The sequence below is a fragment of the Afipia carboxidovorans OM5 genome (genome assembly GCF_000218565.1).
Classification (GTDB): Bacteria; Pseudomonadota; Alphaproteobacteria; order Rhizobiales; family Xanthobacteraceae; genus Afipia; species Afipia carboxidovorans.
Map to the genome: position 1 here is coordinate 2,435,415 of NC_015684.1, position 24,297 is coordinate 2,459,711.

At 63.0% G+C, this 24,297-nt stretch carries 27 protein-coding genes and 1 tRNA gene; 11 read left to right on the top strand and 17 right to left on the bottom strand.

Going from position 1 to position 24,297, the window contains the following annotated elements; all coding sequences use genetic code 11:
- The first annotated feature begins 24 nt into the window (after positions 1–24).
- On the top strand, positions 25–1,788 hold the full coding sequence (locus OCA5_RS11280; protein WP_012562917.1) for a D-alanyl-D-alanine carboxypeptidase: 1,764 nt from the start codon (positions 25–27) through the stop codon (positions 1,786–1,788).
- Positions 1,789–2,005: 217 nt separating this feature from the next.
- Here the strand turns inward: OCA5_RS11280 and OCA5_RS11285 are convergent, their stop codons facing one another.
- Together OCA5_RS11285 and OCA5_RS11290 are read right to left on the bottom strand one after the other, a co-directional pair.
- Positions 2,006–2,740, bottom strand: coding sequence for a DnaJ domain-containing protein (locus tag OCA5_RS11285; RefSeq protein WP_012562916.1), 735 nt, complete (start codon positions 2,738–2,740; stop codon positions 2,006–2,008).
- Positions 2,741–2,805: 65 nt separating this feature from the next.
- Positions 2,806–3,639 (bottom strand): alpha/beta fold hydrolase, encoded by an 834-nt coding sequence (locus OCA5_RS11290; RefSeq protein ID WP_013913194.1) that lies wholly within the window; start codon positions 3,637–3,639, stop codon positions 2,806–2,808.
- Positions 3,640–3,970: 331 nt separating this feature from the next.
- Here OCA5_RS11290 and panC point away from each other — a divergent pair, with 331 nt between their 5' ends.
- Entirely contained in the window at positions 3,971–4,825 is an 855-nt protein-coding gene (gene panC / locus OCA5_RS11295) for a pantoate--beta-alanine ligase (RefSeq protein WP_012562914.1), read from the top strand.
- 139 nt (positions 4,826–4,964) lie between these two features.
- On the opposite strand, the gene OCA5_RS11300 is transcribed toward panC, so the two are convergent.
- From OCA5_RS11300 to OCA5_RS11315, 4 genes are all read right to left on the bottom strand, one after another.
- A complete protein-coding gene (locus OCA5_RS11300; protein WP_013913195.1) occupies positions 4,965–5,402 on the bottom strand; it encodes a DUF1489 family protein in 438 nt (145 codons plus the stop codon).
- A gap of 64 nt (positions 5,403–5,466) precedes the next feature.
- Positions 5,467–6,426 carry a hypothetical protein gene (locus tag OCA5_RS11305; RefSeq protein WP_012562912.1) on the bottom strand — a complete coding sequence of 320 codons (960 nt, stop codon included), beginning with the start codon at positions 6,424–6,426 and terminating at the stop codon, positions 5,467–5,469.
- A gap of 87 nt (positions 6,427–6,513) precedes the next feature.
- Positions 6,514–6,705 (bottom strand): hypothetical protein, encoded by a 192-nt coding sequence (locus OCA5_RS11310; RefSeq protein ID WP_012562911.1) that lies wholly within the window; start codon positions 6,703–6,705, stop codon positions 6,514–6,516.
- A 276-nt stretch (positions 6,706–6,981) separates the two neighbouring features.
- Entirely contained in the window at positions 6,982–7,638 is a 657-nt protein-coding gene (locus OCA5_RS11315) for a glutathione S-transferase family protein (protein WP_012562910.1), read from the bottom strand.
- A gap of 148 nt (positions 7,639–7,786) precedes the next feature.
- Between OCA5_RS11315 and OCA5_RS11320 the strand changes: the two genes are divergently transcribed.
- The gene (locus OCA5_RS11320; RefSeq protein WP_012562909.1) at positions 7,787–8,071 is read left to right on the top strand and encodes a DUF3253 domain-containing protein; all 285 of its coding nucleotides are present in this window, start codon (positions 7,787–7,789) and stop codon (positions 8,069–8,071) included.
- A gap of 185 nt (positions 8,072–8,256) precedes the next feature.
- Positions 8,257–8,535, top strand: a complete 279-nt coding sequence (locus tag OCA5_RS11325) for a hypothetical protein (protein WP_012562908.1) — start codon at positions 8,257–8,259, stop codon at positions 8,533–8,535.
- A gap of 80 nt (positions 8,536–8,615) precedes the next feature.
- On the opposite strand, the gene OCA5_RS11330 is transcribed toward OCA5_RS11325, so the two are convergent.
- From OCA5_RS11330 to OCA5_RS11340, 3 genes are all read right to left on the bottom strand, one after another.
- Positions 8,616–9,410, bottom strand: coding sequence for a YdcF family protein (locus OCA5_RS11330; protein ID WP_012562907.1), 795 nt, complete (start codon positions 9,408–9,410; stop codon positions 8,616–8,618).
- Positions 9,411–9,517: 107 nt separating this feature from the next.
- Positions 9,518–10,333: an aldo/keto reductase gene (locus OCA5_RS11335; RefSeq protein ID WP_012562906.1), complete on the bottom strand. Its 816-nt coding sequence runs from the start codon at positions 10,331–10,333 to the stop codon at positions 9,518–9,520.
- Between the two features lie 69 nt (positions 10,334–10,402).
- The gene (locus OCA5_RS11340) at positions 10,403–10,720 is read right to left on the bottom strand and encodes a helix-turn-helix domain-containing protein (RefSeq protein ID WP_012562905.1); all 318 of its coding nucleotides are present in this window, start codon (positions 10,718–10,720) and stop codon (positions 10,403–10,405) included.
- A gap of 218 nt (positions 10,721–10,938) precedes the next feature.
- Between OCA5_RS11340 and OCA5_RS11345 the strand changes: the two genes are divergently transcribed.
- From OCA5_RS11345 to ggt, 4 genes are all read left to right on the top strand, one after another.
- Positions 10,939–11,733 carry a polysaccharide deacetylase family protein gene (locus OCA5_RS11345; protein WP_012562904.1) on the top strand — a complete coding sequence of 265 codons (795 nt, stop codon included), beginning with the start codon at positions 10,939–10,941 and terminating at the stop codon, positions 11,731–11,733.
- A gap of 61 nt (positions 11,734–11,794) precedes the next feature.
- Positions 11,795–12,892, top strand: a complete 1,098-nt coding sequence (locus OCA5_RS11350) for a polysaccharide deacetylase family protein (protein WP_012562903.1) — start codon at positions 11,795–11,797, stop codon at positions 12,890–12,892.
- Positions 12,893–13,015: 123 nt separating this feature from the next.
- Positions 13,016–13,669 carry a peptidoglycan recognition protein family protein gene (locus tag OCA5_RS11355; protein WP_012562902.1) on the top strand — a complete coding sequence of 218 codons (654 nt, stop codon included), beginning with the start codon at positions 13,016–13,018 and terminating at the stop codon, positions 13,667–13,669.
- Positions 13,670–13,742: 73 nt separating this feature from the next.
- Entirely contained in the window at positions 13,743–15,410 is a 1,668-nt protein-coding gene (ggt, locus tag OCA5_RS11360; RefSeq protein ID WP_012562901.1) for a gamma-glutamyltransferase, read from the top strand.
- A gap of 111 nt (positions 15,411–15,521) precedes the next feature.
- On the opposite strand, the gene OCA5_RS11365 is transcribed toward ggt, so the two are convergent.
- The 4 genes from OCA5_RS11365 to OCA5_RS11380 all read right to left on the bottom strand — a co-directional run bounded on the left by OCA5_RS11365 (position 15,522) and on the right by OCA5_RS11380 (position 17,428).
- Positions 15,522–15,725 carry a dodecin family protein gene (locus OCA5_RS11365; protein ID WP_012562900.1) on the bottom strand — a complete coding sequence of 68 codons (204 nt, stop codon included), beginning with the start codon at positions 15,723–15,725 and terminating at the stop codon, positions 15,522–15,524.
- 337 nt (positions 15,726–16,062) lie between these two features.
- Positions 16,063–16,764, bottom strand: coding sequence for an MOSC domain-containing protein (locus OCA5_RS11370; protein WP_012562899.1), 702 nt, complete (start codon positions 16,762–16,764; stop codon positions 16,063–16,065).
- A 204-nt stretch (positions 16,765–16,968) separates the two neighbouring features.
- Positions 16,969–17,053 (bottom strand) — tRNA-Leu (locus OCA5_RS11375).
- A gap of 132 nt (positions 17,054–17,185) precedes the next feature.
- Positions 17,186–17,428, bottom strand: a complete 243-nt coding sequence (locus OCA5_RS11380) for a FliM/FliN family flagellar motor switch protein (protein ID WP_012562898.1) — start codon at positions 17,426–17,428, stop codon at positions 17,186–17,188.
- Between the two features lie 54 nt (positions 17,429–17,482).
- Here OCA5_RS11380 and lipB point away from each other — a divergent pair, with 54 nt between their 5' ends.
- The gene (gene lipB, locus OCA5_RS11385; RefSeq protein ID WP_012562897.1) at positions 17,483–18,217 is read left to right on the top strand and encodes a lipoyl(octanoyl) transferase LipB; all 735 of its coding nucleotides are present in this window, start codon (positions 17,483–17,485) and stop codon (positions 18,215–18,217) included.
- Positions 18,218–18,335: 118 nt separating this feature from the next.
- Here lipB and OCA5_RS11390 read toward each other — a convergent pair whose 3' ends face one another.
- The 4 genes from OCA5_RS11390 to OCA5_RS11405 form a co-directional block, all read right to left on the bottom strand.
- On the bottom strand, positions 18,336–18,719 hold the full coding sequence (locus OCA5_RS11390) for a VOC family protein (protein ID WP_012562896.1): 384 nt from the start codon (positions 18,717–18,719) through the stop codon (positions 18,336–18,338).
- Positions 18,720–18,956: 237 nt separating this feature from the next.
- Entirely contained in the window at positions 18,957–20,546 is a 1,590-nt protein-coding gene (locus OCA5_RS11395; RefSeq protein WP_012562895.1) for a glycosyltransferase family 39 protein, read from the bottom strand.
- A gap of 108 nt (positions 20,547–20,654) precedes the next feature.
- Positions 20,655–20,954 carry an acylphosphatase gene (locus OCA5_RS11400; RefSeq protein ID WP_012562894.1) on the bottom strand — a complete coding sequence of 100 codons (300 nt, stop codon included), beginning with the start codon at positions 20,952–20,954 and terminating at the stop codon, positions 20,655–20,657.
- 111 nt (positions 20,955–21,065) lie between these two features.
- The gene (locus OCA5_RS11405; protein WP_012562893.1) at positions 21,066–21,659 is read right to left on the bottom strand and encodes a hypothetical protein; all 594 of its coding nucleotides are present in this window, start codon (positions 21,657–21,659) and stop codon (positions 21,066–21,068) included.
- A gap of 406 nt (positions 21,660–22,065) precedes the next feature.
- Between OCA5_RS11405 and OCA5_RS11410 the strand changes: the two genes are divergently transcribed.
- Together OCA5_RS11410 and OCA5_RS11415 are read left to right on the top strand one after the other, a co-directional pair.
- Positions 22,066–22,725, top strand: a complete 660-nt coding sequence (locus OCA5_RS11410) for a peroxiredoxin (protein WP_013913197.1) — start codon at positions 22,066–22,068, stop codon at positions 22,723–22,725.
- A gap of 105 nt (positions 22,726–22,830) precedes the next feature.
- Positions 22,831–24,294 carry a cryptochrome/photolyase family protein gene (locus OCA5_RS11415; protein WP_012562891.1) on the top strand — a complete coding sequence of 488 codons (1,464 nt, stop codon included), beginning with the start codon at positions 22,831–22,833 and terminating at the stop codon, positions 24,292–24,294.
- The last annotated feature ends 3 nt before the right edge of the window (positions 24,295–24,297 follow it).

Sequence of the window (24,297 nt, forward strand, 5' to 3'; positions counted from 1 at the left end):
CTCGAAATCGAGACGGGGAAGTTCATGTTCGGTGTCACCTTCGCGTCCGGCGGGATTGCACGTTACCTCACACTCGCACTCGCCACCGTCTCCATTACGGTCATGCTCACGGATCACGCCGACGCACGGCGCCGTCACCACCACCATCGCGCGCATGTGGAGCGCTCGGTCTACAACCCGCCGTTTGCATCGATCATCGTCGATGCCAATTCCGGCGCGACGCTGCAGTCCACGAATGCCGACGCGACCCGTCATCCTGCGTCGCTGACCAAGATCATGACGCTCTACATGCTGTTCGAGCAGATCGAGAACGGCAAGCTGCGGCTCGATTCCCAACTCGAAGTCTCGCGCCATGCGTCCGCGCAGGCGCCGACCAAGCTCGGCCTGCGCCCGGGCCAGACCATTCGCGTCGAGGACGCCATCAAGGGCATCGTTACTCGCTCCGCCAATGACGCCTCCGTGGTGGTTGCCGAAGCGATCGCCGGCAGCGAGGAAGGCTTCGCCAAGATGATGACGCGCAAGGCGCGCGCGCTTGGCATGAACAACACGACCTATGTGAATGCCTCGGGCCTGCCCGACAGCGACCAGATCACGACCGCGCGTGATCAGGCGACGCTCGGCCGTGCGATCCAGGATCGCTTCCCGAAATACTATCGCTACTTCTCGACCTCGGTCTTCACCTGGCGCGGCCGCCCGATCCGTAACCACAACCACCTGCTTGGTCGTGTCGAAGGGGTGGACGGCATCAAGACCGGCTACATCCGCGCATCAGGCTTCAACCTCGTGTCCAACATCCGCCGCGGCAACCGCCATCTCGTCGGCGTCGTCCTCGGCGGCCGCACCAGCGGCGCGCGCGACGCGACGATGCGCAAGCTGCTCGCAACCTACCTCGACGACGCCTCGACGCGCCGCACGGTCGCAGCCATCACCGAGCGCACTCCGGCCGGCACCACGCCTGCCAAGATGGAGCAGCCGGTCGCTGCGAAGCCGTCGCCGCGTCCCGCTCCGATTCAGGTCGCAACCGCCCAACCCGAGGCTGTTCCTCTTCCCGTCCCGGCTCCTGCACAGGCCGCTGCCGAGCCGGCTGCAAAGCCTGAGCCTGCTCCGCTGACCAGCGGCGTAATCTCCTCGCCGCTCGCCGCCATTCCGGGATCGTCGGAGCCGATGAAGCCGGTGCGCGTGAAGACCGTGCAAGTCCGCATGGCGCCATCCAAGGCCAACACCAAGCCGCCGGCGCCGATCCGTGTTGCTGAAGCAACGCCCGAGCCGGCCTCGCATACGGCTTCTGTCGCTCCTGCGGCCCAGCCCTTCCCCGCGCCGCTGCCGATCGTCGTCACCCGCACCACGCCGGGCCTTGGCGAAGGCACCGTCGGCCCCGTCCCCTCGCCGTCGTCCACGATGGCTTATGCCGATCCCAATCGCGGCCCGCCTCCGATGACGCTGGGCGCTCAGGCCCGCGCGATGGCCGGCACACAGGCGCAATCGCCTGCTCCCGCGCCTGAAGCCGCAACGCCTGCAAACACCAAGCCCACCGCCATCAGCCACAGCGGATGGATCATTCAGGTCGGCGCGCTCGAGACCGAGTCGGAAGCGCACAAGCGCCTTGAAGCGGCGCGCGAAAGCGCCCGCCGCTATCTCAACAACGCCGACTCGTTCACCGAGGTTTATTCGAAGGGCCGCAAGACCTACTACCGCGCCCGCTTCGCCGGTCTCGACCAGAACTCCGCGGAAGCCGCCTGTAAAATGCTGAAGCGCTCCGACATCGGTTGCATGACGATCCGCAACTGAGCAATCTGAACGCTCCGTAATTCAAAACGCCCGCGATCATCGCGGGCGTTTTCGTATGCGGGTGACGCGGGTAGAATTTTTGCGACGACAACCCTTTCTCAAGGTTTGGTCTCTAAAACCTTAACCACAAGCGACCACGCCGGACTACGGCGGGCGACGGCATCATCCAGAGACACAGCGAGCACGCTCGACGAAATGGCGTCGTGTTGCGTGGAGTTTAGTGGTGATGCGTGCGAAGAAGAGTATCCTTGGCCTCGTTGACACGGGCCGCGAGGTACGTCGTCCCCCCCTGGTCGGGATGCAGTTTCTTCATCAGCCTGCGATGGGCGCTGCTGATTTCGTCCCGCCCCGCGCCTCGCTGCAGGCCAAGGATCTGATAGGCCTCCTCCGCCGTCATTTTGCCGCCCGACGCCGTGCTGCGATGCTGGCGAGCACCCCCTCCTGCCGCTGCGTCCTGCGCGTTCTCACGCCAGCCGGCAAACCGGCGGTCAAGATAACTTTCCAGAAGGGCCCGGCTCTGTTCGTCGAGGCTCCGTGCAAGCCCGAGCAGTTCAGCGAGGGCGAAGGTGCCGAGATCGCGCCCCGCTTCGGATCCGGCGATCACACGTCCGCCAAGCGCACCGGTGCGGCGGTCGAGCGTCAGCTCTATAAACTGCGTTCGTATCTGGGATTGCTGCCCGTCTGAGCTCACCGACGGGCCGCCCAGCCCGAATTTTGCAGCGAGCTCCGCACCAAGCACCGAGTAGCCGAGCAGCCCCGCACCGAACAGGCCGAGCGGCACGGCGATCTCGAACCGCCCCCGCATGCCGATATAGGCGGCCGCCGCCAGCGAGACGAAACCACCGATGCGCCGCAGCAGTCGCGCCAGCACCTTCGGGTCGGTCGCACGAAACGACTTGAGCGCGAAGTAGATCAGGATGAGAGCGGAAATCCCGGCGATCAGGCTAACCATGATGCATCCGGCCGGGCTTTAAGAGCGCGCACAGCGGCGCATCGAAATTCAGGCATTCCCCAACTTCACTTTCGTCTGGCCTCGGCAAGCGGATCGCTCGCGGGCGGCGGCACGTTGATCTTATCGGTGTTGACCGGCGCAAGCTCGCTATCTTTATCCAGAAATTTGCCGAGCGTATCCTCGATGCTGAGCTTCATGCTGTCCGGTCCCCGGTCCGACATGTCGTTATGGCGGAATTGAGTGTTGACGACCGTGATGCGCTCCCCGTTCACACGCGGCACCACCCCCACGTCCGGCACGAACTCCGGGTCCTTCGAGCGGAAGGTCAGAATCCGGAACGCACCTTCCAGCGGCACGCGTAAATTGTCGAGCGTTACGACGTCGGCCACCCGGTCGGGATATCGTTTCGCGAAGTACATCGCGATGTCGCCGCCATTGGAATGGCCGACCAGCGTGAGGTGCCTGTAATTGGCATGCGGGTAGCGCCTCGCGACCTCATCGAGTACGAAGCGAATATTGGCGACGCCTCGCGTATAGACCGGTTCACGGCCGGCATAGGGCTCGCCCGTCCTGGTGACGAGCGGCGCATCGCTCGCAAGGTCATGCTGGATGCAGATCGCGAGGTAGCCACGTCCAGCAAAGAAATTCGACAGGAAGGAATATTCGTTGAAGCGAACGGTATTGCCGTGACTGATGACAACGACAGGCATCGTCGTCAGGCCGGCCTCGGCCCGCATTTCGACATCGCGCCGCACCGCCACGTCGGCTTCCACCGGGCGCTGGCGCGTGGCGTCATAAAGCGCCAGGGCCTCATGCTTCACACCCCAGGTGACAGCCGCGAAATAGGCAACGCCCGCGAGCGCGACCAAAGCGGCGATGGTCGTGATCGTTCGCCGCACATAGGGATGGCCGCCCTTCCGGTGCTGCCGGAAAGCGTCCTTCCCAACGGGTGTGGCGATGTCGGACGTCATGCCATTTAGCTAATCATGTTCCTGCCATGAGGCAAAACACGCCTGCGGCTATTTCGGCACCGTATTCGCTGTGCGGAACCAGTGAGCACACCGCCCTGCCAACCTGTTCTTCCGGCAGTTCCCTTTGTGGATATCTTCAAATCAGCCCGGGCCGCGGTCAATCAAAATGCGTAAACCGCCAAAATGCGCAAATCGTGATAGCGCACACATACGGCCCGGACGGACCGCGCCTTTCACCCTGAACCGGTGCTGAATCAAGATGGCCTCTTCTTCTCCCCTCGTTGCCCGTACCCTGCCCGCGCTGCAGCGCAGCCTCGAGACCCTGCGCAAACGCCACGCGAGCGTCGCGCTGGTACCGACCATGGGCGCGCTCCATGACGGACATATCTCGCTGGTGCGGCTTGCCAAGCGCCGGGCGAACAAGGTCGTGGTCTCGATCTTCGTCAACCCGACGCAGTTTGCGCCGCATGAGGATTACGGCTCCTACCCGCGGACCTGGAAGACTGACGCGGCGAAGCTCGCGACCGAGGGCGTCGACCTGATCTGGAATCCCGACGCCGCACTGATGTATCCGGAAGGCTTTGCCACCAGCATTCACCTTGAAGGCCCCGCGACAGCCGGGCTTGAGGATCGCTTCCGCCCGCATTTCTTCGGCGGCGTTGCCATCGTCGTTGCCAAACTGCTTGCGCAGGTGCGCCCCGACGTCGCGATCTTCGGCGAGAAGGACTATCAGCAGTTGAAGGTGGTGACGCAGATGACGCGCGACCTCAATCTCGGTCCGCGCATCGTCGGTGCGCCGATCATGCGCGAGCGCGATGGTCTCGCGATGTCCTCGCGCAATCTCTATCTGTCGCCGGAGCAGCGGAAGGCTGCACCCGCGCTGCACCGTTCAATGAAGCAAGTCGTGCGGCTGCTGCGCCAGGGCGAGGATCCCGCCGCGACGCTCAAAGCCGGCGCCAAGCTCATCACCGATGCCGGCTTCAAACTCGATTATCTCGAAGCGCGCCACGCCGAGACGCTGGCACCACTGTCGCAGATCGGCCGCGAGCCGGGACGGCTCCTCGCCGCCGCGACGATCGGCACCACGCGGCTGATCGACAATATGAAGATCTAGCTCGAGCTCTGATCGCCGCCCCAATCGACTGCTCGTCATGCGCGGACTTGATCCGCGCATCCATCTAAAAAATGGATGGATTGCCGGGTCAAACCCGGCGATGACACTCTAGTCATTCGGGCTCGAACGTATGTCGCCCTTACAGCAACCCGAGTTCGCGCAACTCTCGGCGCATCGGTTCGGGCATGTCCGCGAGCCCCTGCGGCGAGCCGCGCAAATCCGGCGGCGCACTTTTCGCATCGAGATAGCGCCAGCCCTGGAACGCGCGCATTGGTCGTGGCGAGACCGGGATGAGTTTGGTTTCCATCACGAGACGGCAGCGCCCAATGCCGTCCTTGTCGCGGAACGGCTCGATTGCAACGAGCTTCTGCCGTGCGGTGATCTCTCCCTTGATGACCCAGTAGATCGAGCCGCCGTCGAGCAGTTCCGCCTCGCGCTTCGGCGTCATGCGCGTGACGTGGGTGTGGCGGATGGGCTTGGTCTTGGTGCGCGAAGCTTTCGCGCGCGCGTCGATCCATTCCTTCAGATCACGAAACGACGTCGAGCCGACGGACAGTTTGACGAGATGCAGCGGCATGCCCCGCAGATAGGCCGGATCGGCAGGTCGCTGCAACGCCTGCCGCAAGGTTTTCCTTGAAGTTTTACCGGTTATTCCCAGCGTCGGGTGTGGCTGCTGCTGGCGGCGTCAGCGAGCGCGGCGGCGCGGGAGGCGCAGCCGGTGGCTTCTTCGCGGCGGCCTTTGGTGCCTGATGCGCGGGATGCGCTGCCTCCGCAGGCCGGACCGGCGCGGCAGAGGGCGCAGGAGCGGCAGAGGGAGTCGATGCCGTTGGGGGCTCGGGCGCCATGATGCTGATCGGCGGGATCGAGGCCGAGCTCGGGAAGTCGCCCGACACCGGCTTGCCGGTCGGTCGCTCTGGCTCCGTGGGCGCAATCGCGGCAGCGGGCGGCAGGACACCGGGTTGTTGCCCGAGCTTGCCCCACAGCGGCGCATGCCGTGCCACGAGGCTCTCATAGACCCGCTCGTTCATGTTGTTGGCGATCTGCGCCGTATTGGTAAGCGAGGTGAAGAACGCACACTCCGACAGCTTGCAGCCCTCCCGCACGGCAAGCACATGGGCGACAAGGCCGTAACGGTCGCGCTCGATAGCGCGACGCAACGCTTGCAACGACGGCGTCATCGCCCGGTCGGCGGACGCAGCGTCGCCATGGGCGGCAAGGCGGGAGATTTGCGATGCGGTGTACGACACCGCCGCGGCGGTGCTTTCAGCCGAAGCGAAGACTGCCTGCTCACACCCGGTGCCGACGATCTCGCCAGCGAGTTCGTCAAGACAGGTCAGTGCAGGCGATGCCGGCCCGGCAAACGTCTCGGACGAGGCCGCAGGTCCCTTCCGGCTGGAGCCATCAAGCGCAAGAGCAGCGGCCAACGCCACCGCGAGCAACGCGACGACCGCAAGCGCGCCGTTGGCAAACGACCGCTCGGCGCGAAGCAGCGCAACAATGGAGATCAGTGCAAAGACCGCCGCGACCGCAAGGATAATCACCACCGGCAGCCCCAGTGACTGCGGGATATCGGCAAGGCCGGCGGCGAAAGCCCGGTTCATCCGCGATCACCTTTACTGCCTGCAATCGCAGGCTCACCACCGGGCAACGAAAAGGGCCGCAAGGCGCGGCCCCGGCAACCTGATCGATCAAGTGCCCGCGAGCTGGCTCTCGCGCGCCACGCGCTCGAACGCCTCGGTCGAGCTTTTGATGCGGTACTGGCAGTCGTCGCCATCGGTGGGAAGCAAACGAATAACTTCATAGGTGCCGCTCGCCGCGGGGCGCGACACATTGCTCGCCGTGAAGTAGACGAACTCACCAATTCCGAACTTGTGCTTCAACGCTCTGCTCCATCACTCGAAACGCAAAACCGCCGCCTTGGAACGCGGGCGGCAGGTTTGATGATGGCGGTTGTATAGCACGGAAGGGCCGTTTTTGCCAGCTAAAGGACGCATGGCAAGTAAACCAATATTGCAATCATTTCAGTAGGATAGATCGGCAGAAGCGAGGTTTTGACGGCTCTCTCCGGTTTGGTGAACGAGGCTCTGCGATATAATTTTCCCATAGATTTCAACAATTTAAGAAAATGACTGAATCCCGCGGCCGAGTTCCCCGCCTCAATCGGCCTCGAATCGCTCGATCATGAGGGTCTCCGCAAGCGCCTCCGCCGTCCATTGCGCGAAGGCCGGATGGACCAACATGGTATCCATATACGCCCGGACCGGCGGGGTGACCTCGATGTCGTAGGTTCGGAAGCGATGCACCACGGGCGCATACATCGCGTCCGCCGCCGAGAACGTGCCGAACAGGAACGGTCCCGCCTCCCCGTACCGCTTGCAGCAGTCGGTCCAGATCTCCTGAACGCGCGCGATGTTCTCCCTCGCCTCCTCCGACAGCGCCTTGGCGCGGATCGGGCGGTGGATGTTCATGCCGCACTCCCGGCGCAGGCTACCGAACCCGCCATGCATCTCGGCGCTGATGGCGCGCGCATGAGCCCGCAAAGCGGAATCCTGTGGCCACAGCCGTGCCTGCGGAAACTTCTCGGCGAGGTATTCGATGATCGCAATCGAGTCCCAGACCGTGACTTCGCCATCGACCAGGATGGGCACCTTGCCTGCAGGCGAGACGTCGAGGAGGCGCTGCTTGTCCTTCGCGTCGGTGTAGATCGGGATGAACACTTCCTCGAAGGGAATGTTCGTCGCCTTCATCGCAAGCCATGGCCGGAATGACCATGACGAATAGTTCTTGTTGCCGATGTAGAGAGTGAGACTCATGTGCAGCCTCCTGCACATCGATTCTGCCACGCAGCCCGCACCACTCCAACTGCAATCGGCAAACGAAAGCCGCGGCATGAGTGTCATTCGATCCGTACCATTGCAGACTTGCTCTCGCGCAGCCGATGCGGCAAGGCGATGATCAATCATGCCTCTCGATTCGCCCGCCCTCACGCCCTCCGCACCAGCCCTCAAGCTTGAAGATGCGATCCTCGCGATCCTACGCGGCGCGGATCGTAAAACCTTGAGCGCACCGGAGATCGCTCATGCGATCGCCGAGGGAAGCGAATGGCATGCACTGCTCGTTCCGATCCGCCGCGCGGCCGTCGCGCTCGCGCAAGCGGGGCGGCTCGTGATCTACCGGCACGGCAAGCCGGTCGATCCGAACGATTTCCGTGGCGTCTACCGGCTGGGTCTGCCGCGGCAGGACTGAGACGTTCCGCAAATGCGGCACGCTTGCGGCGGCATCGCGCCTGCAATCGCGCGTCACGATGAAACTCCGATGTCTTCCCAACAAATGCGCAACACCCGTCTCGCTTTTGCCGTTCCCGCGGAACGCGATCTGCCGGGCGTTGTTGGGGCCGTGTTGAAACCGCCCAAAGACATCAGGAGATCATGATGAAGAAGATTCTTCTCGCCACCGCCTGTGTGTTCGCCATGTCCGCGACCGCGATGGCGCAATCGTCCATGGACAGGAGTTCCTCCGGCACCGCCATTCACAAGAACGATGCCGTGAAGAAAAACACCATGAAGCCTGTCGACCCGAACGCAGCCACCACCGGCTCGTCGATGGACAGCAAGCGCGGCGTACCGGGCAACAACACTGTGGGCGGCGACGGTTCGCAGTCGAATCCGAAATCGACTGCGCCGGGCGCAGCCAAGGCCGGCGGCGGCTAAGCCTGCCGAGCGACGAGAGAGCCCGCTTGTTCTGCAAGCGGGTTTTCTTTTGAGACGTGTGAGCAGCCGCTCGGCAAATGCTACGGCGCGGGAAACCATTCATCCGTGCGGCCCGCAAGCCGATAGCCGATCAGGCCGACCCATTCACGCGCCGCGGTATCGAGCCGCGCGAGTCCTGCACTCAACTTGAGGAAAGGCCGACCCGCCTCCTTCCAGCCGCTGGTGCGCCAGTCGATCGGATAAGCCTCGACAGGAAAGTTCGCCGCGCGGAATACGCCGATTGCGCGCGGCATATGATAAGCCGACGTCACCAGAAGCCAGCGCTCGCCTGGCTTGGGCTTCACAACGTCACGCGTGAAAATCGCATTCTCGTAGGTATTGCGCGAGCGATCTTCCCTCACGATACGATCCGCCGCGACGCCGAGATTCTCGAGCAGCACGCGCCCCACTTCCGCTTCGGTCGATAGCGGATGGAAGACATTGGCGTTGCCACCGCTCAACACGATCTTTGCATTCGGAAAGCGGCGCGCGAGTTCGGCCGCTGCCGTCATTCGCTCCGCCGAAGCATTCAGTTCAGCCGTCCCGCGCTCTGCCGTGAGATCCGGGCTGATCGCGCCGCCAAGCACGACGATTCCGTCCGGTGCGCGGCCATCGTCATGCCAGGCCGGAAAACGCTCCGACAACGGCAGCAGCAGCCAGTTTCCGAGCGGTGAAAATCCGCATACCAGCAGCAACGCGATGCCGGCCGCACTGATGCGTGCTCCTGCCTTTCTCCAGCGCACGAGCGTGAGCAGAAGCCCGAGCAGACAGATCGTCGCAACGAGATTGGACGGTGTGACGAGAAATCCGAAGAGGCGCGTGGCGAGATAAGACATGCCTGCTTATAGCCGCTCGCACGCGACTGCCCAGCGCTTTCTCGGCGTGTCCCCGCTTTGCACGGTATGATGCGTGCGACGATTGCTCGCAATGGAGTGTGAACGCGTCAATCCCACTGCGGTGCGAATCCGAAATTGGTGATGCGTCCTTCCGGCGAGCCCATCGCAAACAGTCGCGCTATGTCGTCCTCGCTGAGCACGAAATCGAACACGTCGAGATTTTCCGACAGGCGCTCGACCTTCGAGGTGCGGGGAATGGCCACGACATTCTGCTGGATCAGCCAGCGCAGGCAAATCTGCGCGGGCGACTTGCCGTATTTGCGACCGATCCCGATGAGCGTCTCGTCGTTCTTGATGCGCCCCTTCGCAAGCGGGCTATAGGCGATCGCCGCAAGGCCATGCGCGCGGCATGCGTTGATGATCTTGGTCTGGTCGAGATAGGGATGATACTCGACCTGATCGCAGATCAGCGGCTCGCGGCTTAACGCGACCGCCTCCTCCATCAACGCGACGGTGAAATTCGACAGGCCGATGTGGCGAGCAAGCCCAAGCTCCTTGACCTTCGCCAGCGCCTGCAGCGTTTCCGCAAGCGGCACCTGCGGGTTCGGCCAGTGCAACAGCAGAAGGTCGATCTCCGCGCGCAGCCGCGACACGCTATCCTTGACAGAGCGCACGAGCTCGTTCGGTGCAAACCGCGTGGTCCAGACCTTCGTGATAAGAAATACGTCGTTGCGCGGAACGCCCGAGGCGCGGATGCCGTCACCCACTTCGCGTTCGTTGTCGTAAATCTGCGCGGTATCGATCAGCCTATAGCCGAGACGCAGCGCCTGCTCCACCGCGCGCGAGCAATCACGCCCCTCGATCCCGAAAGTGCCGAGACCCAGGATCGGTATGCGCGCTCCACCTGCTTCGACGAATTGCATGGCAGCTCCTGCAACATCTCAGCATACGATAGAAATGTGGGGTCGATCCGAGGCCGGCGCAATCGGCGCTCAGGCTCGCGGGCTGTTTGCCGCAAGAGCGGCGAATACCATGTCCGGCGCATGGGCGATCACGGCGAGAAGCGCACGCGCAGGCCCGCGCGGCGAGCGCTTGCCCTGCTCCCAGTTGCGAATGGTCTCAATCGGGACGCATAGCTTGGTCGCGAATTCGGCCTGGGTGAGCTTCGCCCGCAGCCGCAATTCACGCACATGAGGCGTCACAGCCGCCTCGGACGGCAACGCCGGAGCAGTCTCCACGACAAAAGGAGCCTCCTCGCCGTCGACCACCTCGACGATCCGTCCGTCTGCCTTCAGCCGCAACCGCTTCATCTGCCGTCCCGCGCATTCTTGGATGCGCGCATGGTCGGTCCTTTATGGTTAAGGCGCGGTTAAATTATTGCCGCATCGGGGCGATCCATGAGCATGCAGTGGGTAAGCCCTGCCCCGCAAAAATCGGCATTGCCTCGCCGCTGCGGGCGCAATACGAAGCGGCGCGGTGCAGAGTGGCCCGGCGCAGCCGGCCCCGGCCCGCACATGGATTTTCACGGATGAACCTGCTTCTCCCGGCCTGCCTTGCCGCTGCGCTCATCGCGGTGCCGCACATGGCACAGGCGGCGTCATGCCCGCGGCCGGACGCGCTCGGCACGGCGCGCATTCTTACCGTCGACGCTAAAACGACGCCGCGGGTCGGACTGAAGAGCTTTCCGCAGACCCTGCCGCTCGCCGACAAGGAAGTGGTGCTGACCTTCGATGACGGCCCACTTCCCGCGACCACCGGCAAGATTCTCGCGGCGCTCACGGCCGAATGCGTGCGGGCAACCTTCTTCGTGGTCGGCCGCAACGCGCAGTCGTTGCCTCATATGCTCAAAACCATGGTCCGCGACGGCCACAGCATCGGCAACCACACCTGGTCGCATCCGATGCTCGACCGCATCGCCAAGGACAAGGCGCTCGCCGATATCGACAAGGGCTTTGCGGCCGACGACGCAGCGCTTGCACCGGCGCAGCCCGGCACGGTGCGGTTGTTCCGCTTTCCCTATTTCGCCTCGACGCCCGCGTTGCTCGCCAATCTCGAAAGCCGCGGCGTTGTCGTGTTCGGCGCAGACCTGTGGGCGAGCGACTGGCTGACCATGACGCCACAGCAGGAACTCGAATTGCTGACGACGCGGCTTGCGCACGCCCGCAAGGGAATCATTCTCCTGCACGACACCAAATCGCACACCGCCGCAATGCTGCCTGCTTTCCTGCGATATCTGAAACAGAACGGCTACAAGGTCGTGCATGTCGTCCCGGCAGGCAGTGGTGCCGGGTTATCGCCTTCCGGCAAGCCCGCGACGAATTAAGCTCCCCTTCATCGCGAATCCCTTACCCTTCTCCGGCTTTCACACATTCGTCCTGACACTCATGCGCTCTCTCGTTCTCCGCTCCGCCGCTGCCGTTTTGCTCACGATGCCTGTCGCACTCGCGCAGGCCGCCGAATGCCCCGGCTATCCCGATGCACTCGGCACCTCGCGCACGCTCGTGGTGGATCCGGCCGAGCATCCGCGCATCGGTACGATGCAATATCCGGAGACGCTGCCGCTCAACGACCATGAGGTCGTGCTGACGTTCGACGACGGCCCGCTGCCAAAGCACACGAAGCCTGTCCTCGACATTCTTTCCGCGCAATGCGTGAAGGCCACGTTCTTCATCGTCGGACGGATGGCCACCGCTTACCCGCAGGCGCTGCGCGAGATTCGCGACGCCGGGCACACCATCGGCACGCATACGCAGAATCATCCGCTGCGGATGAATCGCATGACGATTGAGGAGAACGAGGCTGAGATCAATGACGGCATCGCCTCGACTGCCGCGGCACTCGGCGATCCCGCGCAGGTCGCGCCGTTCCTGCGCATTCCGGGCCTGTTGCGTTCGCGCGATGTCGAAGACTATCTGGTGTCGAAAGGCATCCAGACCTGGAGCGCGGATTTCCCCGCCGACGACTGGCATCGTATTTCGCCTGCCCGCGTGGCGCAGCTTGCGATCAGCCGGCTTGAAGCGAAGGGTCGCGGCATTCTCCTGCTGCACGATATTCAGGGGCGAACCGAGAAAGCACTGCCGATCATCCTGCACGAATTGAAGACGCGCGGCTATCGCGTGGTTCATGTCGTGCCGGCCACCAAGGATCTGCCGAAGACGCCGAGTGAGCCGTGGCAATGGCGGCTACATCCGGCCGCGCCTGCGACCGCAGATGCAAACACCATGCGTTTCCACTTCGCACCAAAGGCACCACAGCGCGCGGCAAAGTCCACGACGATGACGACGGCGCCTGCCGCGACGTCGGTGCCGGTGCATCACGGCAGCACTGGCGCTCTGTGGTGGCGCAACGATGCCAACGCGTCCGCTCAGGATGCGGCGATGGCACTCTTGTCGCCCGCCGTTCGCACATTCCGGTTCGACGAGACGCTACTTGCCGGACCATGGTCGCGCCTCAAATCCGCGTCCGCCCTCCCGCAGGAATGACGGCACAGCGAGCATCGTCTCGATTGCATGCGAAAAGCTTTTCATCCACCTGTGACGTAAAAGCCCTTTACGCCACCCCGCGTCTCACTAAGCTTCGATCAGGTTGTCTTGATCGGATGGCGTATGGGTCGCCTCGTTCTGTTGCTGATCTGTCTCGTTACGGGTGGTGCGCCGGTTGCGGCACAGTCGTTCACCTCACTCGAGGCTGCCGCACGCGCGAGCGGCACACCGGATATTCCCGGTCTCAACATGGTCTGGCTAGTGCCGTGGGGCGACCGCGCCGATGCCAACCTCTGGCACAGCATCATCGTGCATCAGACCGAAGGCCCCGCAGGCTCTGCCTATCGCGGCGCGCTACGTCAGGCCCGCGACCCTGAAGGCCAGGGCACGACGATCTGGGTCGAGACCGACGGTACCGTCTACTGGGCGGTCGGCGAATGGGCAACGCCCAAGCATGTGCGGCACAGCGGCAACCGCAACGACAATAAATATATCGACAATGGCGACACGTTCCGCCTGACGCCGAACAACAATTCGATCGGAATCGAATTCGCAGGCAACTATCCGAATGTCCGCAAACCGGTGACGGATGCGCAGGTCGAGGCATGGCGCATTCTCGTGCGTGTCCTGCAGATCCGCTACGGTATCCCGACCGATCGCATCTTCGCGCACAACTGGGTGGACTATAAGGACCGCCGCTACTGCGAAGGCTGCGCGCTCGCCACCATGGCGCGCACGCAAGGCGCCGAGATCGCTCTGCAGAAAACGACGGAGTGATCGCAGCCGCTACACAATAACAAACGGAGGAAACACCATGCCCAACCTTCATCCCTTCGCGAACGCCTCCCTCATGCTCTCACGCAGAGACACGCTTCTCGGTTCGGCCGCACTGATGGCCGCAACCACTCTGCCGAAATCAGGTTGGGCCGCACCGGACGCCTCCGCCCTCGCCCGCTCCAAGAAAGGCATGGTAACGAGCCCGCACGAACTCGCGACGCGCGCAGGTCTCGAAGTGCTGCAGAACGGCGGCAACGCCATCGAGGCAGCGATCGCGATCGGCGCGACGCTGTCCGTCACCTACCCGCATTTCTGCGGGCTCGGCGGCGACGCCTTCATGGTGATCAGCGACCGCAACGGCAATGTCCGCACGCTCTCCGGCGTCGGTCAGGCCGCGGCCAATCCTCCCGACTACAAGGATTCGATCCCAATCCGCGGCCCGCAATCCGCGCTCACCGCGGCTGCCGCTGTCGACACCTGGGATCAGGCGTTCGATTTCAGCCGCAAATCGTGGGGCGGCAAGCAAAGCTGGGAGTCGCTGTTCAAGCGTCCGATCGAATATGCGCGCGACGGCTTTCCGGTCACGCCTTCGCAGAAGTTCTGGCAGACGTTTCAGGAAAAGAACCTCAAAGATTGGCCCGACATCCAGCGCATCTTCATGCCGAACGGGAAGATTCCCGAAGTCGGCGAAAAGCTCGCGCAGCCGCAGCTTGCGAATTCGCTGGAGATGCTTGCCAAGAACGGTGGCCGCGATTTCTATGAGGGCAAGCTCGCCGAGCGCATCGCCGCCGGTCTCAAGGCGATGGGCTCGCCTCTCACCGCAAGCGATCTGGCGCGGTGCCGGGCGCGCGACGAGGCGCCGCTCCGTGTCAAATATCGTGGCGGCGAACTGCTCGGCCTGCGCCCGCCGACGCAAGGCATCACGACGCTGGAGATCATGGGCATCCTCGAGCGTTTCGAGCTTTCAAAATATCCCGAGGGCAGCGCTGACTTCTATCACCTGCTCGTTGAGGCGGTGAAACCGGCCTTTATCGACCGCAACCGCTACATCGCCGATCCGGAATTTGTCGACGTGCCGGTGAACTTCCTGCTCTCGAAGGAGAACCTCGACGCTCACGCCAAGGCGATCGACCTTGCGAAGGCGGCCGCGTGGCCGCACGTCTTCAAGAAGGCCGACACCGTCTACATCGGCGCGACCGATTCCAACGGCAACTGCGTGAGCATGCTGCAGACCGTCTATTACGATTGGGGCAGCGGCTTCGTCGCCGGCGACACCGGCATTCTCTGGCACAACCGCGGCGCCTCGTTCCGAATCGATCCGAAGAGTCCGAACCGGCTCGAGCCCAGCAAGCGGCCGTTCCACACGCTCAACCCGGGCATGTATCTCAAGGGCGGCAAGCCGCGCATTCTCTACGGCACGCAAGGTGCCGACGGCCAGCCGCAGACGCTCGCCGCCGTGCTCACGCGTCTCATCGACTACAACATGGACCCGCTCACCGCGCTTGCGCGGCCGCGCTTCCTGCTCGGCAAAACCTTCTCCGACACCCGCGACAGCCTGAAGCTCGAGCAGGATGCAGGCGAAGCCGTGTTCAAGGAGCTTGCCGCGCGCGGGCACGAGATGAGTCCGATCCCGGCACAGAGCCCACTCGCCGGCCACCCCGGCGCGATCAAGATCGACGAGGACGGCACCATCACCGGTGCGCACGATCCGCGCAGCGATGGCCGCGCGCTCGCGCTGTAATGAACGGAATGCTGGATTGAACAACGAACTGCGGCGGCAGCCTTTGCGCTTCCGCCGCAGTGCTATCTGGAAGGAAGGATAACGCGCCGAGTGATCGGCAAACTCGACGACCTAGTCGTCGAGGAGGAACGTCACGTTCATGTTGACCCGGAAGCCGGTGATCTTGCCGTCCTTGATCTGAACGTTCTGCTCCTTGATCCAGGCACCTTCGATATTGCTGACCGTCTTCGCCGCGCGCTTGATCCCCTCGGTAATCGCATCCTCAAAACTCTTCTGCGACAACGACGTAATTTCGATGACTTTGGCTACCGACATCCGAAGCTCCTGTTTCGCCCAAACACGGGGCTAACGGACTCGGCGTTGGAAAAGTTCCATTTCTGTCGGCTTCAATGCGGGCCGCGGATGCCGCTACGAGGTCGCGCGATCGGCGCGCAGCGAACGCCCCTATTGCGTCCAGGAGCAAGCAAACGTCTCTTGCAAATCTTGTAAAAAATGACAGAGCCGCCCGGGCGTTACGCCGTGCGGCTCTCCCACGCGACTGTCGGCTCAAGATCCGATTCCGCCGCTTCATTGAGACCAAGGCTGAGCTTCCGTGGTTAATGAGCGGTTAAGACAATCGCCTCGATTTGACGCACCGCCCTTGCGGCGCCGCTCATGATACGTCTGCGGACGATGTGCCGAGGCGGCGCGACCAGTCCTCAGTCCGCCCTGAAGACAACCGCGCCTCCGCAAGCCGCCGCCAGTTCGGCGGTAGACCGGGAAGGCTTGCGAGCTCGGCGAGCGCCGGGCGATTCATTCGGTCGTGATAGAGAAGATGCGACGTCCGCGCGAGTGTCCACGCCGGATTGGGCCGCGCCACCAGTGTGCCGCGATCCCCTGCCGCAACGAGGCCCGGCTCGATCACGCGGAAGTACCAGCCGGTGCGCCCGCTATCTTGCACACGGCGCGCCATGTCCGGCACGTCGAAGCGAATGTTCAATTTCCAGCACGGCTGACGGCCCTGGCTGACCGCGACCAGCGCCGAGCCGATCCGCCAACGGTCGCCGAGACAGAGGTCGGCCTCGTCGGCTCCCTCGACCACAAGGTTTTCGCCAAACGCGCCGGGGCGGAAGCGATCGGCGCGCGTAGGCAGATCGCTGATCCATTCGGGAAGGTGAGACACCGAATAAGCGTGGATGGCCTTGTCCGGGCCGCCATGGTGCCGGGTGTCACCCTGCTCGTCGCCCTCGAAGCCAAGGCCGCCGACAGGAAGCGCCCCTTCGACCTTCTGCTTGTCGATGGCGCTCATCGCGCCTGACGAGCCCAGCGGTCCCACGCGCCCGGTCCGCAATTCGAGAATCTGGAAATCCGGCATTCGTCCTGTGCCCGCGCGCGCCCTGAGCAAACGGGAAGCGCCTTATCCATGCAAAGAGCAGCCGAGGCGGCAAAACACAGCTCAAATGCGGTTCAAGGCAGGCCCGCGCGACGTATGGCTTCTGCGGCCCGTCCCATGGCCAACGTCATGCTCATATATATAAAAAGACCCCGTAAGCCATTACGGCCACGGGGCTTTTTAATTTGGTGCGCTCGAGAGGACTCGAACCTCCACGGTGTTACCCACTGCCACCTCAAGGCAGCGCGTCTACCAATTCCGCCACGAGCGCTTTTGCGACCAGCCCGGAACCGGGCTTCACAGGTCAAAGCCTGCTTCGTCACGGCGCCGATGTAACAAATGGATTATGCCGGGACAAGGGCTTGTAGAGGTTTGCCCCACAGCCACATGGAATGACGGCTGACTAGCGGTGATCCGCCATTTTCGGCAGCATTCGCTTGACCTCGACCGCAATCCGGTTGCGGTTGACGACAACGGCCCCCGAGGCGACCGGCAGGTTATTGGCCAGCACCTTGACCTCGTCCTGCTCGGTGGCGTCAAGTTCGATGATGGCGCCGCGGCTCAGCCGCATAACCTGGTGAATCGGCATTTTGGTGGTGCCGAGCACCACCATGAGATCGACGGATACGTTATCGAGTGTCGCCACTGGCCCAGACCCAAAAATACTGCTTTCCGCAGATCACCACGCTATGGTGAACCAATGGTTAACGCGCGCGACACCCTCATTTCATTGCCCTTTTCAGCCGCATCGGGCCCCGGCGTCGAGTGGCGGATCACGGACTCGTATGTCGCCTATGAGGACGCCCTTGCCGCCATGGAGGCGCGCGCCGCGGCGATCGCGGACGGCACCGCGCCCGAACTCGTCTGGCTTCTCGAGCACCCGCCACTCTACACCTCCGGCACCAGCGCCAAAGCGTCTGATCTGATCGAGGCGCGCTTTCCAGTGTTTCCCTCCGGGCGCGGTGGCCAGTTCACCTATCACGGCCCCGGCCAGCGGGTCGTCTATCTGATGCTCGACCTGAAGCACCGCCGACCGGACGTGCGGGCCTATGTCGCCAACCTCGAAGAGCTCATCATCACGACGCTCGCGGCCTTCAACGTCCGCGGCGAGCGCCGGGAGGATCGCGTCGGCGTCTGGGTGAAACGCCCGGATAAGGGCGATGGCTATGAGGACAAGATCGCCGCGATCGGCGTGCGGCTGAAGCGCTGGGTGTCGATGCACGGCATCGCCATCAACGTTGAGCCGGAGCTGTCGCATTTCGCCGGCATTGTGCCGTGCGGAATCGAGGATTCGCGTTACGGCGTCACCAGCCTCGCTGATCTCGGGCTACCGGTCACGATGCATGATGTCGACATCGCGCTTCGGCAGGCGTTTGAGCAGGTGTTCGGAGAGGTGCATGGCGTGGCCGATCAAATGGCTGAGACGACGAATTGAGTTTCGCCCCGACTGCCCTGCCCGCCTCTCACGTGGCCCAACGAAGCTTCAATAAAAAAACCAAGGCCGCACGCGGCGGCCTGGCTTTGATGAGTTCCTCGTTAGTTTCGCCGAGGGCTTAGCCCGGGAACGGTGCGCGGGCACAGAGCTTGTTGCCGTCGGGATCGCGCAGATAGGCAAGGTACACTTTCTTTCCGCCGGAGACGCGCACGCCCGGAGGATCCTCGATGCTGGTGCCGCCGTTGGCGACGCCCGCGGCGTGCCACGCATCCACCACCGCCGGGTCCTTCATCAAAAGGCCGATAGTGCCGCCATTGGCGGAGCTCGCGGGCTTGCCGTCGATTGGCTTCGTCACCAGAAAGCGCGCGCCGTCCTTGCTGTACGCAACGCGGCCCTTGGCGTCGATCTCCCCGGCCGCCCCGCCGGCCGCGGTGAACACCGCGTCATAGAATTTCTTGGCCGCCTGGAGGTCATTCGAACCTACCATAACGTGACAGAACATATTCCAAACTCCCATTTCTGCAGGTGAAATGATCTACGCCCCATGCATATTCTTGCTGAACGCGCGAGACAACACGGAAGAGACCGCCAAGGGAAAACTCAAAGTCGCAGGCGCCTTCCCCGCGTAGCAGACCTCGCTAGCGGAAGACCGCGCTTATCTCTCGTGCCGCGATGAAACTCCACGCAGTGAGGGTTCGCCCGCGCGTTCACCGCAGAACGCGGGCTGCAGGTTTGACACTCAGGGGCCGCGTCGGCGGGCACCGACATCGTCGAGCCGCTTCGGGCCATCGGGACTGCCCGGCGTGGCAGATGGACCAACCATGATCGCCGCGATCTCGCGCGTGGCGCCGGTCACGCCCCACAGCGACAACGTCACCGGGAAGGTCCAGCGGCGGGTGCCGGGCACTTTCCGCGCGATCTCCGCCATCCAGGCATCGCAGCGCGGCTCGCCGGCGAAACACAGCGCGCTCCAACCCTTGGCGAAGGTGCCGTCCGCCGGGAGCGCAGCAAAGGCAAACGATCGTCCGTAAAGCGGATGATCGGGGCTATAGAACTCCGTGGCGAAGGCGAGGCCATCGTCCCCGCTCACGCGCGCAAGCGGCACGCCGTACGCCTCACGCCATGCGGAGGCGAGTTCCAGCGCCGCACCACGATAGAAATCCCGACCACTCTGGTTCGGATGCGCATTCCGATAAAGCGCGTGCAATGGCGATGCAAGCACGGCGCACAGAAACAAGCCTCCGACCATGGTCGCGAGATTAACCGTCTCGCGGCGGGGAATCTCGAACCGCAAGGCGCCAACCAGAATCAGGATGACGAGAAACAGGCCCTGGAAGTGCCACGTCGCCGGCAGATCGCTGCCGACACCAACGACCATCACGATCGGCATCAGGATGCTCGCGGCGAAAACAAGCAGGAGGAGAAACAACCCCGAAGGAAGTTCTTTCAGGTTGCGCCCCCACTCCCGCAGGTGGGAGCGAAGCATGACGCAGAGGCTGATAACGGGAAACAGAAGGTAAGCGATATTCGTCACGGCAAACAGCGCCGCATCCCGAAGCGACTGATTACCATCTCGTGCGATGTGCGTATGGACCGCATATTGGAACGGCAGAAAATCGTTCTGCGCGAGCCAGTAGACGTGTGGCGCGATCCCGATCAGCCCGCAGGCAACCGAGATCCATGGCGCGCGCGACAGCAGGTATCGCTTGCGGTCGGGATGAAGGAAGGCGGCGGCGACAAATCCGATGATCAGAAAGATCGAATAATATTTGCCGAGCATCGCCAGCGCGCAAAGGAAGCCCGCTGCAGCCGCCCAGCCCGCCGTGCGCTCCTCGAACGAGCGCAGAAAGCAATAGGTCGCAAACGGCCAGACCGCGAGCATAATACTGTTGGCGTTATATTTCTCGGCGTGAAACAGATAGACCGGCGTCAACAGCAGCAACAACAGGATCACGGCCCGCTTGTCGCCTTGCATGAAGCGGCGCGCGAGCAGGTCCACCGCGAACAGCGCAAGCCCGGCATTGACCATCGCGAGCAGCCGGAACGACCAGTCGGTCAGCGGGAAAACATCGGTCCAGAGATGGGCGACCCACCCCATCAGCGGCGGGTGCTTCCAGAATCCCCAGTCAAACGTCCGTCCGACTGCCCACGCCTCGAGGATGTCCATGTGCATGCCATGGACGTAGGCGACACTGAACCCGAGCGCCGCGAGGCCGACAAATCCAATGAGGAAAATTGGAATAGACCAGCCGGTCTCGATTTTGTCGAGCCACCGGACCAGCAAGGTCCGGACGCTGCGAAGAGGCGCCAGAATCAAGAGATCGCGCACGATGTCCCAGAAAGGAGAGGAATCAATAAATCGTGAAACACGTCACTGCTAAATGGCCGGCCGTAGCTTTACAAGCTGCGTTTCCTTTTGGCGCAGGCTTTCTTTCAATCAGACGGTCGGACGGCTGATGAAGCCCGCCACCCGGCCCTCGGCGTGCGCCTCCTCGGGCGCGGCATCCGCCTCGTCGATGCGGGTGACATGGGCGAACGGCGGCCCTGCCCGGCAGGCTTCGATCATTTCGGCCACAACCTCTGGCCGGCCGGAGACCAGAAGTTCGACCTCGCCACTTCGACGGTTACGGACCCAGCCATCGAGCCCGAGCCGGTTCGCCGTATCCTGCGCCCATGCGCGGTAGCCGACGCCCTGCACGCGGCCATGAATGAAAAGATGTCTCGTCACCTGCGCCATGAGGCCTGCCTAGTCTCGCCTGCCGGACAATGCAAAGCCGCCCGCGAGCCACGCTATTGGCATGGCTCGCGGGCGGCAAGATTCAAGGCCTATGGCAGAAAAGCTGTACGCTCAGCTCACGAGATCGATCATGCCGGGAAGCGATGCGACCACCGGCAGCGTCGCGGCGCCGATCAGGGACGCCACGAGCGTCTTCAGCACGCGGCTGTTGCGCCGCTTGCCGCGCATCTGCATGGCGATCCACTCCAGCACTTCGACATTGACGCCCACCGCGGTGGTCGGCGCCCAACTTTCGATCGCCGTGCCGGGCTGCAAGGCAACGGAGCGCGGCGGCACCGGCAGGCCGGAAGCAGCAGCTGCATGATGCACCACAGCCTTCGCCAGAAGGTCGTCGAACAGACCGTCGTCGGTGCGGTCGGCACCCGCCTCGCCAATCTGGAAAAGCGTCTCGGCTTCGGCCCGGCTCACGGGAAGATCACGCACGCCGGCGGCGGTGAGGATGCGCCTGCACCAGGCGGCATCATCGGCATCGAGCGAGCGGGAGAAATGAATGCGTCCTGCGGTGGTCGGCCCCTCGCCGGTGATGACGCCATCGCGGACGACGCCGAGGGCGCTGACTGCGGAAGCGCGGGCCGCTTCGTTCTGTAACGTTTCAACCTGACGGATCAATTCGGAGAGATCGGCGGGACTGTCCTGGACAGACATTGTACTAACTCATCTAGGGACCCCACAGCATCGCCGATGGGGCTTAAGGTTACGTTAAAGATTGGCAGGCGGCGCTTCACCACATACCGGCTCACCATGTCGGCGAGATGACTCTCGACAACCGGACGGGTGTTCTTCTCTCAAGGCGTTCGGGCGTGCGTGGGGCCTCGTGAAGGCGGATTCGGGGCATTTTAGTTAATCACGCAAACGTGCCCGTCGGCGGCGCACGGAAATAACAACGCTGGCGCGCTTAAAAATGAGAACGTTTCTATCGTTCCAGGCTCTACGCGGAGAACTTTATCATCCTTTTCGCGACGCTGTTTCCGCCGCGCTTCTCTCCGCTTATATTCGCGGCAGCAACTCTCACGACAACCTGCGACAACTTGTAACGAGGCAAGATTTAACCATGACACTCCAGATTGGCGCGACTGCTCCCGACTTCGAGGCCGACACCACGGAAGGCCACATCCATTTTCATGACTGGATTGGAAACAACTGGGCGCTGCTGTTTTCGCACCCGAAAGATTTCACACCGGTCTGCACCACCGAACTCGGTGCACTCGCACGCCTCAAACCCGAATTCGACAAGCGCGGCGTCAAGCTGATCGGCCTGTCGGTCGATCCGGTGTCCCAGCACAAGCTCTGGGGCGAAGATATCAAGGATGTGGGTGGCGTTGCGCCGAACTATCCGATGATCGGTGATACCGACCTCAAGGTGTCGAAGCTCTACAACATGCTGCCCGCGGACACCCAGGGCACCTCGGAAGGCCGCACCGCGGCGACCAATGCCACCGTGCGCAACGTGTTCGTGATCGGCCCCGACAAGAAGATCAAGCTCGTGCTGGTCTATCCGATGAGCACCGGGCGCAACTTCCAGGAGATCCTGCGTGCGATCGACTCGCTGCAACTCACCGCGAAGCACAGCGTCTCGACCCCGTCCGACTGGCAGCAGGGCGAGGACGTCTTCCTCGGCGGCTCGGTCTCCGACGAAGACGCGAAGAAGCTTTATCCGAACGGCTGGAAGTCACCGAAGCCCTATATCCGCATCGTGCCGCAGCCGCACTGACGCACTCGGCCTTCATCAAACATTCCGTGAAAAAGGAGCGCCTCGCGCTCCTTTTTTGTTGTGGGGCATTAACAGACGTGCGCTGCTCTCATCCCGCCAACACGAATGCTGCTCCTGATGGCCTCTGCTTCTTCTGTCATCGTCTGGTTTCGTAACGACCTGCGACTCTCCGATCATGCCGCACTTGCGGCAGCCGCTGGCACCGGCGCGCCTTTGATCTGTCTCTTCATCCTTGATGAGGCAGCCGCGCAATCGGCTCGGCGCCCGCTTGGCGCAGCCGCAAAATGGTGGCTCGCGAACTCGCTTCGCACTCTTGATCGTGAGCTACGAAAACGCGGCCAGCGGCTTATCCTTCGGCGGGGCGACACGGCCACCATTCTTGTACAGATCGCACAAGAGGCAAAAGCCAAAGCCGTGTTCTGGCTCGACAGCGAGATTCCCGCGGAAGCGGCATGCGCACGGCAGGTCATCACCGCCCTGCACGAGATCGGCGTGGAGACACATATCAGTCGGAGCGACCTGCTCGCATCTCCATCGATGATCCGCAACAAGGAAGGCCACGGCCTGCGTGTCTTCACGCCGTTCTGGAAACGTGTGCGCGCGCTCGGCGACCCGCCTCCCCCGCTCCCGGCCATGAAAAAGCTGCCGCCTTCTGTTGCGTCGGTCGAAAGTGAATCGATTGAGGACTGGCAGCTTGAACCCCTCCACCCCGATTGGGCGGGTGGGCTGCGTGCACGATGGAAGCCGGGCGAAGCAGGCGCCCGCAAAAAGCTCGACGCCTTTCTCGATGATGCGATCGATGGCTATGCATCGGGGCGGGATGATCTTGCGCGAGACCAGACCTCGCATCTCTCCGCACATCTACGCTTCGGCGAAATATCGCCGCGGCAGGTATTTCATGCCACACGCTTCGCCGCCGCGCACAACCCGGCGCTTTCACACGATGTCGAGAAATTTCTGAGCGAACTGGGCTGGCGCGAGTTCTGCCGCCATCTGCTATTCGACCAACCGGACCTGCATCGACAGGACCTGCAACCCTCGTTCGATAATTTTCCGTGGCGGACCGATCGCGCGGCGCTGAGCGCCTGGCAGCAAGGCCGCACCGGCTATCCCATCGTGGATGCCGGCATGCGCGAACTCTGGCACACCGGCACCATGCACAACCGCGTTCGAATGGTGGCAGCCTCCTTCCTCGTCAAACACCTCTTGATCGACTGGCGCGAGGGAGAGCGCTGGTTCTGGGACACGCTGGTTGACGCCGACCCCGGCAGCAATCCCGGCAACTGGCAATGGGTGGCCGGCTGCGGCGCCGACGCCGCGCCCTATTTCCGTATTTTCAATCCGGTTCTGCAGGGCGAAAAATTCGACCCCGACGGCGCCTATGTCATGAAGTGGGTGCCGGAGCTTGCGAAGCTGCCGCCGAAACTTATCCATCAGCCTTGGGAAGCCACGCCGATGGAGCTTGCGGCTGCAGGCATTACGCTTGGCAAAACCTATCCCGCACCGATCGTTGACCACAAGGCCGCCCGCGAACGCGCGCTTGCCGCCTATCGGAAAATGCGGCCGTGAGCG

Excerpts from the sequence above, each read along its gene's own strand:
- OCA5_RS11335 (WP_012562906.1), bottom strand. The coding sequence starts at position 10,333 with ATGCAATTCGTCGAAGCAGGTGGAGCGCGCATACCGATCCTGGGTCTC.
- OCA5_RS11325 (WP_012562908.1), top strand. The coding sequence starts at position 8,257 with ATGAAGAAGATTCTTCTCGCCACCGCCTGTGTGTTCGCCATGTCCGCG.
- panC (WP_012562914.1), top strand. The coding sequence starts at position 3,971 with ATGGCCTCTTCTTCTCCCCTCGTTGCCCGTACCCTGCCCGCGCTGCAG.
- OCA5_RS11350 (WP_012562903.1), top strand. The coding sequence starts at position 11,795 with ATGCGCTCTCTCGTTCTCCGCTCCGCCGCTGCCGTTTTGCTCACGATG.
- OCA5_RS11390 (WP_012562896.1), bottom strand. The coding sequence starts at position 18,719 with ATGTTCTGTCACGTTATGGTAGGTTCGAATGACCTCCAGGCGGCCAAG.
- OCA5_RS11400 (WP_012562894.1), bottom strand. The coding sequence starts at position 20,954 with ATGGCGCAGGTGACGAGACATCTTTTCATTCATGGCCGCGTGCAGGGC.
- OCA5_RS11315 (WP_012562910.1), bottom strand. The coding sequence starts at position 7,638 with ATGAGTCTCACTCTCTACATCGGCAACAAGAACTATTCGTCATGGTCA.
- OCA5_RS11355 (WP_012562902.1), top strand. The coding sequence starts at position 13,016 with ATGGGTCGCCTCGTTCTGTTGCTGATCTGTCTCGTTACGGGTGGTGCG.
- OCA5_RS11305 (WP_012562912.1), bottom strand. The coding sequence starts at position 6,426 with ATGAACCGGGCTTTCGCCGCCGGCCTTGCCGATATCCCGCAGTCACTG.
- OCA5_RS11365 (WP_012562900.1), bottom strand. The coding sequence starts at position 15,725 with ATGTCGGTAGCCAAAGTCATCGAAATTACGTCGTTGTCGCAGAAGAGT.
- OCA5_RS11330 (WP_012562907.1), bottom strand. The coding sequence starts at position 9,410 with ATGTCTTATCTCGCCACGCGCCTCTTCGGATTTCTCGTCACACCGTCC.
- OCA5_RS11370 (WP_012562899.1), bottom strand. The coding sequence starts at position 16,764 with ATGCCGGATTTCCAGATTCTCGAATTGCGGACCGGGCGCGTGGGACCG.
- OCA5_RS11340 (WP_012562905.1), bottom strand. The coding sequence starts at position 10,720 with ATGAAGCGGTTGCGGCTGAAGGCAGACGGACGGATCGTCGAGGTGGTC.
- OCA5_RS11410 (WP_013913197.1), top strand. The coding sequence starts at position 22,066 with ATGACACTCCAGATTGGCGCGACTGCTCCCGACTTCGAGGCCGACACC.
- OCA5_RS11285 (WP_012562916.1), bottom strand. The coding sequence starts at position 2,740 with ATGGTTAGCCTGATCGCCGGGATTTCCGCTCTCATCCTGATCTACTTC.
- OCA5_RS11405 (WP_012562893.1), bottom strand. The coding sequence starts at position 21,659 with ATGTCTGTCCAGGACAGTCCCGCCGATCTCTCCGAATTGATCCGTCAG.
- OCA5_RS11415 (WP_012562891.1), top strand. The coding sequence starts at position 22,831 with ATGCTGCTCCTGATGGCCTCTGCTTCTTCTGTCATCGTCTGGTTTCGT.
- OCA5_RS11320 (WP_012562909.1), top strand. The coding sequence starts at position 7,787 with ATGCCTCTCGATTCGCCCGCCCTCACGCCCTCCGCACCAGCCCTCAAG.
- ggt (WP_012562901.1), top strand. The coding sequence starts at position 13,743 with ATGCTCTCACGCAGAGACACGCTTCTCGGTTCGGCCGCACTGATGGCC.
- OCA5_RS11280 (WP_012562917.1), top strand. The coding sequence starts at position 25 with ATGTTCGGTGTCACCTTCGCGTCCGGCGGGATTGCACGTTACCTCACA.
- lipB (WP_012562897.1), top strand. The coding sequence starts at position 17,483 with ATGGTTAACGCGCGCGACACCCTCATTTCATTGCCCTTTTCAGCCGCA.
- OCA5_RS11345 (WP_012562904.1), top strand. The coding sequence starts at position 10,939 with ATGAACCTGCTTCTCCCGGCCTGCCTTGCCGCTGCGCTCATCGCGGTG.
- OCA5_RS11300 (WP_013913195.1), bottom strand. The coding sequence starts at position 5,402 with ATGCCGCTGCATCTCGTCAAACTGTCCGTCGGCTCGACGTCGTTTCGT.